General features: G+C 71.9%; 9 protein-coding genes and 1 pseudogene. 7 read left to right on the top strand and 3 right to left on the bottom strand.

Translation table 11 applies throughout. The features are described from left to right. The first annotated feature begins 5 nt into the window (after positions 1-5). Positions 6-2,567 (top strand): leucine--tRNA ligase, encoded by a 2,562-nt coding sequence (leuS, locus tag SOM35_RS14175; RefSeq protein WP_320515903.1) that lies wholly within the window; start codon positions 6-8, stop codon positions 2,565-2,567. Positions 2,568-2,746: 179 nt separating this feature from the next. Beyond that, on the top strand, positions 2,747-3,478 hold the full coding sequence (locus SOM35_RS14170) for a ComEA family DNA-binding protein (RefSeq protein WP_320515902.1): 732 nt from the start codon (positions 2,747-2,749) through the stop codon (positions 3,476-3,478). Positions 3,479-3,533: 55 nt separating this feature from the next. Here the strand turns inward: SOM35_RS14170 and SOM35_RS14165 are convergent, their stop codons facing one another. Then, a complete protein-coding gene (locus tag SOM35_RS14165; protein WP_320515901.1) occupies positions 3,534-3,767 on the bottom strand; it encodes a hypothetical protein in 234 nt (77 codons plus the stop codon). Here SOM35_RS14165 and SOM35_RS17410 point away from each other — a divergent pair. Together SOM35_RS17410 and holA are read left to right on the top strand one after the other, a co-directional pair. Next, positions 3,685-5,328 (top strand): annotated as a pseudogene (locus tag SOM35_RS17410) (ComEC/Rec2 family competence protein); the annotation flags it as partial. The gene SOM35_RS14165 and the pseudogene SOM35_RS17410 sit on opposite strands and share 83 nt — an antisense overlap. An 845-nt stretch (positions 5,329-6,173) precedes the next feature. Continuing rightward, a complete protein-coding gene (gene holA / locus SOM35_RS14160; protein ID WP_111076109.1) occupies positions 6,174-7,193 on the top strand; it encodes a DNA polymerase III subunit delta in 1,020 nt (339 codons plus the stop codon). A 293-nt stretch (positions 7,194-7,486) separates the two neighbouring features. Here holA and rpsT read toward each other — a convergent pair whose 3' ends face one another. Then, entirely contained in the window at positions 7,487-7,747 is a 261-nt protein-coding gene (gene rpsT / locus SOM35_RS14155; RefSeq protein WP_111076108.1) for a 30S ribosomal protein S20, read from the bottom strand. Positions 7,748-7,950: 203 nt separating this feature from the next. On the opposite strand from rpsT, the gene SOM35_RS14150 reads away from it, so the two are divergent. The 3 genes from SOM35_RS14150 (at position 7,951) to SOM35_RS14140 (ending at position 11,691) form a co-directional block, all read left to right on the top strand. Continuing rightward, positions 7,951-9,117, top strand: coding sequence for a pyridoxal phosphate-dependent aminotransferase (locus SOM35_RS14150; protein WP_320515900.1), 1,167 nt, complete (start codon positions 7,951-7,953; stop codon positions 9,115-9,117). An 82-nt stretch (positions 9,118-9,199) separates the two neighbouring features. Beyond that, positions 9,200-11,047 carry a translation elongation factor 4 gene (lepA, locus tag SOM35_RS14145; protein ID WP_111076106.1) on the top strand — a complete coding sequence of 616 codons (1,848 nt, stop codon included), beginning with the start codon at positions 9,200-9,202 and terminating at the stop codon, positions 11,045-11,047. Beyond that, positions 11,044-11,691, top strand: coding sequence for a DUF1990 family protein (locus tag SOM35_RS14140; RefSeq protein WP_258376789.1), 648 nt, complete (start codon positions 11,044-11,046; stop codon positions 11,689-11,691). Before lepA ends, SOM35_RS14140 begins: the two co-directional genes overlap by 4 nt. Positions 11,692-11,882: 191 nt before the next feature. Here SOM35_RS14140 and SOM35_RS14135 read toward each other — a convergent pair whose 3' ends face one another. Beyond that, positions 11,883-12,575, bottom strand: a complete 693-nt coding sequence (locus SOM35_RS14135) for an HAD family hydrolase (RefSeq protein WP_320515899.1) — start codon at positions 12,573-12,575, stop codon at positions 11,883-11,885. Positions 12,576-12,584 lie beyond the last annotated feature (9 nt).

Below are 12,584 nucleotides of genomic sequence, written 5' to 3'. Positions count from 1 at the left end.
CGACCGTGACCATCGAGCAGCACGTCGAGGACCCGCACACCTACGACTTCCGGCGCATCCAGCAGAAGTGGCAGGCGCGGTGGGAAGAGCTCGGCCTCTTCACCGCCGACCCCGACGACAAGCGCCCGCGCAAGTACATCCTCGAGATGTTCCCGTACCCCTCCGGCGACCTGCACATGGGCCACGCCGAGAACTGGGCGCTCGGGGACTTCGTCGCGCGCTACTGGCGCCAGCAGGGCTTCAACGTGCTGCACCCGATCGGCTGGGACTCGTTCGGCCTGCCCGCCGAGAACGCCGCCATCAAGCGTGGTGTCGACCCGAAGGAGTGGACCTACGCGAACATCGCGCAGCAGAAGGCCTCGTTCAAGCGGTACGCGCCGTCGTTCGACTGGTCGACCGAGATCCACACCTCGGACCCCGAGTACTACAAGTGGAACCAGTGGCTGTTCCTCAAGATGTACGAGAAGGGCCTGGCGTACCGCAAGGACAGCTGGGTGAACTGGGACCCGGTGGACCAGACCGTGCTGGCGAACGAGCAGGTCCTGCCCGACGGCACCTCGGATCGATCCGGCGCCGTCGTCGTGAAGAAGAAGCTGACGCAGTGGTACTTCGGGATCACGAAGTACGCCGACCGGCTGCTCGACGACCTCAACCAGCTCGAGGGGCGGTGGCCGTCGAAGGTCATCGCGATGCAGCGCAACTGGATCGGCCGCTCGGTCGGCGCGGACGTCGACTTCGTCATCGAGGGCCGTGACGAGCCGGTCACCGTCTTCACCACGCGCCCGGACACCATCCACGGCGTGACCTTCCTGGTCGTCGCCCCGGACTCCGACCTGGCCGCCGAACTCGTCGCGGACCCGTCCGTCGACGACGCCACCCGTGCCGCGTTCCAGGACTACCTGGTCGCGACGCAGAAGACCTCGGACATCGACCGGCAGAACGCCGACCGCCCGAAGACCGGTGTACCGCTCGGCCGCTGGGCGATCCACCCGCTGACCGGGGAGCGCCTGCCGCTCTGGGCCGCCGACTACGTGCTGGCCGACTACGGCCACGGTGCCGTGATGGCCGTGCCCGCACACGACCAGCGCGACCTGGACTTCGCCCGCGCCTTCGACCTGCCCGTCAAGGTCGTCGTCGACACCAACGCCGCCGTCACCGGTGCGATCCCCGTCATCCCGGAGGGGGCGACGCTCGACGACTTCGACGTCCCCACGCTCGACCCGGTCGCCACCGGCGAAGCCCTGACGGGCGCCGGTCGGATGATCAACTCCGGTCCGCTCGACGGCATGAGCAAGCAGCACGCGATCACCGCGGCCATCAGCCTGCTCGACGAGCGGGGCACCGGCCGCGCCGCCAAGACGTACCGCCTGCGCGACTGGCTGATCTCGCGTCAGCGCTTCTGGGGCACCCCGATCCCGATCATCCACGGCGAGGACGGCACCGAGTACCCGGTGCCCGAGGACCAGCTGCCCGTCGTGCTGCCCCCCACCGAGGGCCTCGACCTCAAGCCGAAGGGCACCTCGCCCCTCGGCGGCGCGACCGACTGGGTGAACGTCCCGAACCCGGTCGACGGCACGCCCGCCAAGCGCGACGCCGACACGATGGACACGTTCGTCGACTCGTCGTGGTACTTCCTGCGCTTCCTGTCCGCGAACGACGACACGCAGGCCTTCGACCCGGCGCTCGTCAACAAGTGGGCACCCGTCGACCAGTACATCGGCGGCGTCGAGCACGCGATCCTGCACCTGCTCTACGCGCGCTTCGTGACGAAGGTGCTGTTCGACCTCGGCTACCTCGACTTCACCGAGCCGTTCTCGGCGCTGCTCAACCAGGGCATGGTGCTCTCCGGTGGCTCGAAGATGTCGAAGTCGAAGGGCGGCGTCTCGCTCGGCGACGAGCTCGACGCCCACGGTGTCGACGCGATCCGACTGGTGATGGGCTTCGCCGGACCGCCCGAGGACGACATCAACTGGGAGGACGTCTCGCCGGCGGCCTCCGCCCGGTTCCTGGCACGTGCCTACCGGATCGCCGTCGACGTCACTTCGACGCCCGACGCCGTCTGGTCCACCGGTGACCGCGGCGTCCGGCAGGCGACCCACCGTTTCCTGGCCGACGCCCCCGGGCTGATGGAGTCGTTCAAGTTCAACGTCGTGATCGCACGGCTCATGGACCTGGTGAACGTCACCCGCAAGGCGATCGACAGCGGCCCCGGTGCCGCCGACCCCGCCGTCCGCGAGGCCGCCGAGACGATCGCGCTGGGACTCAGCGTCTTCGCGCCCTACACCGGTGAAGAGATGTGGCAGACGCTCGGGTACGACGCCCCGGTCGCGACGTTCGGGTGGCGGAAGGCCGACCCGACGCTGCTCGTGCAGGAGACGCTGACGGCCGTCGTGCAGGTCAACGGCAAGGTGCGCGACTCGTTCGAGGTGTCGAAGTCGATCGAGGCGGACGAGCTCGAGCAGCTCGCGCGGTCGTCGCACGCGGTGCAGCGGTACATCGGGGACCGGGAGATCGTGAAGGTCATCGTCCGGGCGCCGAAGCTGGTCAACATCGCGATCAAGGGGTAGTCGGCTCGGGGGCTGGTTCCTCGGGGGCCGGTCCTTCGGGGCCGGTCCCGCGTGGGTCGGTGCCGCTGGGACCGGTCCTCGGGGGCTGGTTCCTCCACAGCTGGCGGGGTGCGAGCGCTCTCCACAGCTGCGCTTGACAGTGCCCGGTCGACCGGCCGGGCTCCCTAGCGTCTCGGGACATGTCCCGGTTCACGCTGTCTCCCCGCGCTGCCCTGCTGCTGGTGGGTGTCGTGGGCGTGCTCGCGCTCGGGGTCATCGTCGCCGGGTGGTGGGGCGGCGGTCGTGGGGGTGGCACGGACGAGCCCGGGGTGTCGATCGTCACGGGAGCGCCGACCGCTGGGAACCCGGGTCCGCCCGGGACGGCGTCGGCGCCAGCCTCGGCACCTTCGGCTGCGTCCGGGTCGCCGTCCCCCTCGCCTGACGTCGCCGTGCTGTACGTCGTCGGGGCGGTCGAGCACGCGGGGGTCGTCCGCGTCGCCGCCGACGCCCGGGTCACGGACGCCCTGACGGCTGCCGGGGGAGCGGCGGCGGACGCCGACCTGTCCCGGCTCAACCTGGCGCGCCCGGTCGTCGACGGAGAGCGACTGTACGTGCCGCGGATCGGCGAGGCGGAGGTGCCCGCCGAGTTGCCGCCCGGCGGTGGTGCCGGTGCTGGTGCTGGTGTCGGCGGCTCGGGGTCCGGGGCCGCCGGGGCGGGTGGCGGTGCGGGAGCGGCTGCGCAGGTCGTGGACCTCAACACCGCGGACGCCACCGTGCTCGAGACCCTGCCCGGGATCGGCCCGGCCCTGGCCGAGCGGATCCTCGCCTGGCGCGACGAGCACGGCGGCTTCCGGTCGGTCGAGGACCTGCTCGAGGTCAGCGGCATCGGCGAGGGCCGGTTCGCCGAACTGCAGGACCGGGTGACGGTGTGAGCGCTCCGGCCGCGCTCAGGGCCGTTCCGACGCCGACGCCGACGCCGACTCGGACTCAGACCGTGTCCGGTGCCGCGCTCGGTGGCGCGTTGCGGCCGTCGCTGGCCGACCTCCGGCTCGCCGGGCCGGCGGCGGTGACGTGGATCGTCGTCGCGGTGCTCGTCGGCGACCCGGATGCGGTCGGGCCGGTAGCGGCCTCCGCGGCCGTGGTCGGACTGGCGTCGCTCGTCGTGCTGCTCCGGACCGGGCCGTCCGTGCCGGTGCGGGCGGTCGCAGCGCTGGTGCTCACAGCGGCCCTGCTGGTCGCGCTGACGGCCGCAGCGGTCGCCGCCGGGCAGGAACACCGACTGCCGTCGATCGTGCGGCAGACGGCCGGTCACAGCCTGGAGGCCCGTGTCCGGCTCGACCGCGACCTCACGCCCGGCGACCGGTCCGTGGTCGGGACGATCGAGGCGGTGGTGGGGCGTGCCTCCCGGTCGGACGGCCTGCGGGTGCCGGTCCGGCTCGTCCCCGCGCTGGACGAACCGCGGCGAGCCGTGCTGGCGGCCGGGACGGTCGTCTCCGTCCGCGGACAGCTGCAGCGCGACGACCCCGGTTCCACGACCAGCGTCGTGCTCTTCGCTCGCGGAGTCGTCGCGACGCGGGCCGGACCGACCGGGCTCCTCGGCGCCAGCGCGGACGCCCGAGCGGCGTTCGTCGCCGTCACCGCGGACCTGCCGGAGCCGGGTGGGCCGCTCCTCCGCGGGCTCGCGATCGGGGACCGGTCCGGGCTCGACGCCGAGACGGAGCAGGCGATGGAGACCTCGGCGCTGACCCATCTGACGGCGGTCTCGGGGTCGAACTGCGCGGTCCTGGTCGGTCTCGTGGTGCTGCTCGGTCGGGTGACCGGCGCACCGAGGGTCCTCCGTGCGGCAGCGGCCGTCGTCGTGCTGCTCGGGTTCGTCGTGCTCGTCCGGCCGGACCCGTCGATCACGCGCGCGACCGTGATGGCGATCGTGGTGCTCGTCGTGCACCTCAGCGGACGGCCGGTGCGGGGTGTGCCGCTCATCGCCCTGGCGGCCGTCGGCATGCTCGTCGCCGATCCGTGGGTGGCCCGCTCGTTCGCCTTCGCACTGTCGGTGCTGGCGACCGTCGGCATCGTGGTCCTCGCCGCACCACTCACCGACCTGCTCGCGCGGTGGATCTGGACGCCCGTCGCAGCCGCCGTGGCGATCCCGATCGCAGCGCAGGTGGCATGCTGGCCGGTCACGATCCCACTCGCCCCCGCTCTGCCGACGTACGCGGTCCCGGCGAACCTGCTCGCCGAGGTGCTGGCCCCGGTCGCCACGATCGTCGGTCTCGCCGCGTGCCTGCTCGCGCCGGTGTGGCCGGTCGGGGCCGGGTTGCTCGCGACCGTCGGGTGGGTGCCGGCCGCCGGCATCGGGCTCATCGCACACGGCGCGGCCGGGTTGCCGGTGGCCTCGGTACCGTGGCCGTCGGGACCGGGCGGCGTCGTCGCCGCCGGGGTGGTGAGCGCCGGACTCGCGGGCGGGGTGCTGGTCCGGGCACGGCTCCGACGGGTGCTGTCCGGCGTCGCCGCACTCACGGTCATCGTGGGGATCGGGTCGGTCACCGTGCCTGCGGTCCTGGTCCGGGGCAGTGTGCCGACCGGTTGGACCATCGCGATGTGCGACGTCGGGCAGGGTGACGCCACGCTGCTGCGGAGCGCTGGTCGGACGGCCCTCGTGGACACCGGGGACGACGACGCCCGGCTGACGGCCTGTCTGGCCCTCCTCGGTGTGGACCGGATCGACCTGCTCGTCCTGACCCACTTCGACCGCGACCACGTCGGCGCCGTGGCCTCGGTCGCGACGCGGGTCGAGACCGCCCTGGTCGGTCCGGTCGGCAGGCCGGCGGACGACCGCGTCGTCGGTGACCTGCGGAGCGCCGGGGTCGACGTCCGCCAGGCGGCCGACCGGACCACCGGGCTGCTCGGCGACCTCCGCTGGCAGGTCCTCTGGCCACCGGAGGGCGACGAGCGAGCGGGCAACGCGGCGAGCCTCGTCCTCCGCGTCGATCCCGCGCCGGAGCGCCCCTGCCCGGGGTGCGTCAGCGCGGTGCTCCTCGGGGACCTGGGTGAGGACGCCCAACGTCGGCTGTCGCGGAGCGCGCCGCCGGAGGCCCTGGCGCCGGTGGACGTCGTGAAGGTCGCCCACCACGGCTCGGCCGACCAGGACCCCGAGCTGTACCGGGCGCTCGCTGCCAGGGTCGGGCTCATCGGCGTCGGCGCGGACAACGACTACGGGCACCCGACGGCCAGCGCGCTGGAGATGCTGGTCGCCGCGGGGACGCTGCCGTACCGCACGGACCGGTCGGGGACGATCGTGGTGCGCGGCGGGAGCGAGACGGGGGACCGCGGGGACACCGGGGCCGCGGCGGGCGGGTCGGCCGTCGGCGGTGATGGTCGTCGGTCCGTCGAGGTGTGGACCGAGCGCGACGACGGGGCGTCGGTTGCCGTTCGCAGCGGTGGCGGCGGTGGGGCGTCGGTCGCCGTTCGGAAGGGGGCCGGGGGCGGGGCATCGGCTGCCGCCGGCCGGACTCGCGACGCCGGGGCGTCGGCTGCCGCCCGTAGGATCGGTGCGACGCCGACCGGCACTGCGCCGCCGATGCACGGGCCTGGACGTCGTCGTCGCCCAGCACCACCGGAAGGACCCGCATGCCCGCCAAGAAGCCCGCACGCGCCGCAGCGAAGATCGACCAGATCCCGTGGTCGGCGATCCGCCCGGCCCCGGTCGTCCTGGTCACCGGCGCCGAGACGTTCCTGGCGGAGCGGTCGATCGGCATGCTCCGCGACCTGCTCGTCGGCGAGGACCCGGCGCTCGAGGTGCACGACCTCGAGGCGGACCAGTACGCCCCCGGACTGCTGTCGACCCTGGCGAGCCCCTCGTTGTTCGGCGAACCCCGACTCGTCCGGGTCACGAACGTCGAGAAGTGCACCGACGCCTTCATCACCGAGACGATCTCCTACCTGCAGAACCCGGCCGACGACGTCACACTGGTGCTCCGGCACGGCGGGGGAGTCCGGGGCAAGAAGCTCCTCGACACCATCCGCAGCGGAGTCGGCGGCGGCATCGAGGTGCAGTGCGACGAGATCAAGCGCGACACCGACCGGATCGACTTCGTCAACGCGGAGTTCCGCGCTGCCCGACGCAAGATCGCCCCTTCCGCCGTGCGCACCCTCGTGGCCGCCTTCGCCGACGACCTGGCCGAACTCGCCGCAGCCTGCCGGCAGCTCCTCGCCGACGAGGCTGCTGAGATCACCGACCGCACCGTCGACAAGTACTACGGCGGCCGCGTCGAGACGAACGCGTTCAAGGTCGCCGACATCGCCCTGGCCGGACGATCCGCGCCGGCCATCGTCGAGCTCCGGCACGCCCTGGCGACGGGCGAGGCCCCGGTGCCGATCGTCGCCGCGTTCGCGAGCAAGATCCGCACGATGGCGAAGGTCAGTTCCTTCCGCGGGTCGAGCGGCCAGGCGGCCTCGGCGCTCGGCATGGCGCCGTGGCAGGTACAGCGAGCCCAGCGCGACGTCGCCGGCTGGAGCGAAGCGGGCCTCGCGAACGCCATCATGAGCATCGCGACCGCCGACGCCGCGGTGAAGGGCGGATCCCGCGACGCCCACTTCGCGCTCGAGGTGATGGTCCGCACCATCGCCCGACGTGGCGAGGAGCGCTGACCGGCACCGAGCCTCCCGGCCGTCGGCGGAGCCGCTCCGTCCGCCATGCTGCCCGCGCCTGTCGGCCCCGCATGGTGCCGATCGCCCGCGCCCAACCGGATCCCGCTCGATCCGCGGCATCCCGTGGTTCGGGGTGGTCGCTGTTGGGCGCAGCCGAACGGAACCAGCCGCGGCCGCGGCGCCGCACGCCGCACACGCCCCAGCCGCCCCCGCCCCCTGGGAACGACGAAGGCCCCGCACCATCGGTGCGGGGCCTTCGTCAGCGCCTCAGAACTGTGGCAGCAGGTCGGGACTCAGAGAGCCGAGACCTTCTTCGCGATGGCCGACTTGCGGTTCGCGGCCTGGTTCTTGTGGATGACACCCTTGCTCACGGCCTTGTCGAGCTTCTTCGCCGCGAGCGACAGGGCGGCAACGGCCTTGTCCTTGTCGCCCGTGGCGATCGCCTCGTTGGTGTGGCGGATGTACGTCTTGAGCTCCGACTTGTACGCCTTGTTGCGGTCGGTGGCCTTCTGGTTGGTCTTGATGCGCTTGAGCTGCGACTTGATGTTCGCCATGCGTGTTGCTCCTGGTTTCGTCTCGGACGGGTGGTTGCGATCCCGGGTAGAGGGGCCCTTCGTCGCATCGCGTTCCACCCGTGGGCGACGGAACGCGTAAGCCAGCGACAAACGTTACCAGGCCGACCCGTCCGGACCAAAGCCCGACACGGTCAGCGTGGCGCCGAGTCCGGTGCCGGAACACGAGCGGATACGGTGTCGACATGCCGTCCCTCGCACCCCGCATCGACACCGTCCCGCCGTCGGGCATCCGCCGGGTGTTCGAACAGGCAGCCCTGCTCGACGACGTGACGATGCTCGTGATCGGCGAGCCGGACGTCCCGGTCGCGAAGCACATCGGTGACGCCGCACGTCGCGCGTGGGCCGAGGACCGCACCGACTACGGGCCGAACGGCGGCATCCCGCAGCTGCGGCACGCGATCCAGGACAAGCTCCGTCGCGAGAACCGCGTCGAGGCAGACCTCGAGCAGATCTGGGTCACGGTCGGCGCGACCCAGGCGCTGTTCACGGCGATGACGCTCGTGCTCTCGCCCGGCGACGAGGTCCTGGTGCCGGACCCCGGCTACACGACCTTCACGATGAACGCCCACATCATCGGTGCGGACCCGGTGCCGTACCAGCTGTCGCCGGCGCACGGGTTCGAGCCCGACCTCGCCGCCCTGGAGGCGCGGATCACCGTCCATACGCGCGCCATCATCGTGAACTCCCCGTCCAACCCCCTCGGTACCGTCTTCGGCGAGCAGACGCTGCGGGACCTGTTGGCACTGGCGAAGCGCCACGACCTGTGGGTGATCAGCGACGAGGTCTACGAGTACTTCACCTACGGCACCCGGCACGTCAGCCTGGCGTCCCTCGACGACGACGACCGGGTCTTCTCGGCGTTCTCGCTGAGCAAGACGTACGCGATGACAGGAGTGCGGGTCGGCTACCTCGTCACGCCGAAGGGCCTCGGCCCGACGATGCGGACCGTGCAGGAGTCGATCATCAGCTGCGTCGCCGAGCCCGACCAGTGGGCGGCCCTCGCGGCGATCGTCGGCGACCACTCGTCGGTGCAGGACGCCCGCGAGCACTACCGCGAGAACCTCGAGATCGCGACCGGCGTCCTGGACGCCGCCGGCATCCGCTACAACGACCCGCAGGGCGCGTTCTACCTGTGGATCGACGTCTCGCACGCCACCCAGGGTGACGTCGCCAAATGGGCCCTGGCGTTCCTCCAGCGGGAACGGGTGGCGGTCGCGCCGGGCAGTGCGTTCGGCCGGACCGGTGAGGGCTGGATCCGGGTCTGCCTGGCGGCGTCGGCCGAGGACCTGCGTCACGGCCTCGGCCGGTTGCCCGTCCCCACGGTCGGCACCCGCACGACCGAGGCCTGACCAGGGTCCGCCCGCCCGGTGCGCGCCGCCGAGGCGTGAGCATGGGACAATCGACGGACCGTCCGACCCACCCCGAGGAACCGTGAGCCCACAAGCATCTGCGCCGCTCGAGCCCGCCTCGACGCCGGCCGCCGCGATCCGCAACTTCTGCATCATCGCGCACATCGACCACGGCAAGTCCACGCTGGCCGACCGCATGCTCTCGATCACCGGCATCGTCGAGGACCGGGCGATGCGCGCGCAGTACCTCGACCGGATGGACATCGAGCGCGAGCGCGGCATCACCATCAAGTCGCAGGCCGTCCGCATGCCGTGGGAGCTCGACGGTGAGACCTTCGCGCTGAACATGATCGACACCCCCGGGCACGTCGACTTCTCGTACGAGGTCTCCCGCTCCCTGGCCGCGTGCGAGGGCGCGATCCTGCTCGTCGACGCCGCGCAGGGCATCGAGGCGCAGACACTCGCGAACCTGTACCTGGCGCTCGAGAACGACCTCGAGATCATCCCGGTCCTCAACAAGATCGACCTGCCGGCAGCCGAGCCGGAGAAGTACGCGGCCGAGCTCGCGCAGCTCATCGGCGGCAAGCCGGAGGACGTCCTCCGCGTCTCCGGCAAGACCGGCGAGGGTGTCGCCGAACTGCTCGACCGCGTCGTCCGCACCGTGCCGGCCCCGGTCGGCACCGTCGACGCCGCACCCCGCGCGATGATCTTCGACTCGGTCTACGACAGCTACCGCGGTGTCGTCACCTACGTGCGCATGATCGACGGCTCGATCAAGCCGCGCGAGAAGGTCCAGATGATGTCGACCAAATCGACGCACGAGATCCTCGAGATCGGGGTGTCGAGCCCCGAGCCGACCCCGACGAAGGGCCTCTCGGTCGGCGAGGTCGGGTACCTCATCACCGGTGTGAAGGACGTCCGCCAGTCGAAGGTCGGCGACACGGTCACGAGCGCACTGCGTCCGGCGACCCAGGCCCTGCCCGGCTACACGGACCCGAAGCCGATGGTCTTCTCCGGCCTGTACCCGATCGACGGCAGCGACTACCCGGTGCTCCGCGAAGCGCTCGACAAGCTCAAGCTCTCCGACGCCGCGCTCGTCTACGAGCCCGAGACCTCCGTCGCGCTGGGCTTCGGCTTCCGCTGCGGCTTCCTCGGCCTGCTGCACCTCGAGATCATCACCGAACGGCTGTCGCGCGAGTTCGCCCTCGACCTCATCACCACCGCCCCGAGCGTGGTCTACGCGGTCACGACCGAGGACAACGAGGTCACCGAGGTCACGAACCCGTCCGAGTTCCCGACGGGCCGCATCCTCGAGGTCCGCGAGCCGATGGTCCGTGCCGCGATCCTGGCGCCGAAGGACTACGTCGGCGCGATCATGGAGCTCTGCCAGCAGCGCCGCGGCTCCCTGCTCGGCATGGAGTACCTCGGCGAGGACCGGGTCGAGATCCGCTACGAGATGCCCCTCGGCGAGATCGTGTTCGACTTCTTCGACCAGTTGAAGAGCAAGACCCAGGGCTACGCCAGCCTGGACTACGAGCCCACCGGTGACCAGGCAGCCGACCTCGTCAAGGTCGACATCCTGCTGCAGGGCGACCAGGTCGATGCGTTCAGCGCGATCGTGCACCGCGAGAAGGCGTACGCGTACGGCACGCTGATGACCGAGCGCCTGCGCAAGCTCATCCCGCGCCAGCAGTTCGAGGTCCCGATCCAGGCCGCGATCGGCGCCCGCATCATCGCCCGCGAGAGCATCCGCGCGATGCGCAAGGACGTCCTGGCGAAGTGCTACGGCGGTGACATCACCCGCAAGCGCAAGCTCCTCGAGAAGCAGAAGGAGGGCAAGAAGCGCATGAAGACGATCGGCCGGGTCGAGGTCCCGCAGGAGGCCTTCATCGCCGCCCTCTCCGGCGACGTGGAAGAGAAGAAGAAGTGAGCCGCGGACACCAGCACCGCACGGCGCTGACCTACGGTGCCGTCGGGGCGACGCAGGCGTCGGACCTGATGACCTACCCGCCGGAGGGCTTCGTGCCCGCCGAGTCCCGCGCACGCATCGGGCACGGCGACCAGCGGTTCGAGACCGCCGTCATGCAGGCGCTCACCTGGCAGATCCAGGAGCGCAGCGGCATGGGCGTGCACGTCGAGGACACGCCCGAGGACGACGAGGTCCGCTACAACCCGGTGACCTTCGACGAGCAGGGCGTCCCGATCGCGCCGGCTTCGATCGGCACGCCCCGGGTCGAGAAGACCACGCCCGACGGCACCCCGCTCATCACGGCGGGCACCACGGCGACGCTGACGATGCACGCCTTCGGGCAGACGGTGCAGGCACCGGTCCGGGTCGTCGCGATCATCGACGAGCGCGACCGCAAGGGCTTCGCGTACGGCACGCTCGACGGCCACCCGCTCTCGGGCGAGGAGTCCTTCGTCGTCGAGCGCACGCCGGACGGCTCGGTCTGGCTGCAGGTCCGCCAGTTCTCGCAGCCGGCCAGTCGCAAGTGGCGCTTCGTCGCGCCGCTGCTGCGCCGCCAGCAGCGGGTGATGGCGGAGAAGTACCTCGCCGCCCTGCGCGGCGACTGACCCGACGGCGTGACCGGTCCCGGTGACCGGCCACGTGCCTCCCGGCCTGGAGGCCCGCCCCACGCCCGACAGGCAGCCCCGCGCCCGACAGGCAGCCGCGCGTCCGACAGGCAGCCGCGCGTCCGACAGGCAGCCGCGCGTCCGACAGGCAGCCCCGCGCCCGACCGACAGCCGCGCGCCCGCCGGCCTGCTCAGCCGAGCGGCGCCAGCCCCGCGATCGCCTCCTCGATGAGTCCCGCGTCCTGGACGCAGTCCCGCGCGACGGCCACGGCGCTCGTCGCCCGCAGCGCCGCCACGTTGTACGCGCCGGTCGCGACCGCGACGAACGGGATCCCCACCGCGTCGGCGGCCTCGCCGTCCCGCGGGGTGTCGCCGACGATGACCGCCCGGGACCCGGACAGCGCCGCAGCCGCGACGGCGGTGACGCCGGCCCGCTCGACCTCGGTGTCCCCGAAGTACGAGTGCTCCCAGTCGAAGACGTCCACGTCGAAGCCGGCGCCGAGCAGCTTGACGCGGGCGCGGTAGGCGGAGTTGCCGGTCAGCAGGCCGTTCCGCCACCCCAGGTCGGCGAAGCGCCGGACCAGTGCGAGGGCACCCGGGGCGGGGGTGCGGCGGTCGCCGGACCGGTGCCGTTCCTCGGACAGGTCGCGGAGGTGGCCGCTGACGGTCGGGACCAGGCCGTCGTCGAGCCGGTGGGCGCGGACGTGCTCGACGATGATGCCGGCGTCGGTCCGACCGTGCTGGTGACCGACGAGCTGCGGGAGGTCGCGGCCGAGCGCCCGTTCGAGCGCCAGGTGGTACAGGTTCCCCGGGGACGCGGCGTTGCGCACGAGGGTGCCGTCGATGTCCCAGAGGACCGTGGTGGTGACCGGGTGGTGCTCCATGCCGTCCAT

The organism is Curtobacterium sp. CFBP9011 (assembly GCF_034045095.1).
Lineage (GTDB): Bacteria > Actinomycetota > Actinomycetes > Actinomycetales > Microbacteriaceae > Curtobacterium.
This window is presented reverse-complemented; position numbering and strand designations above follow the sequence as displayed.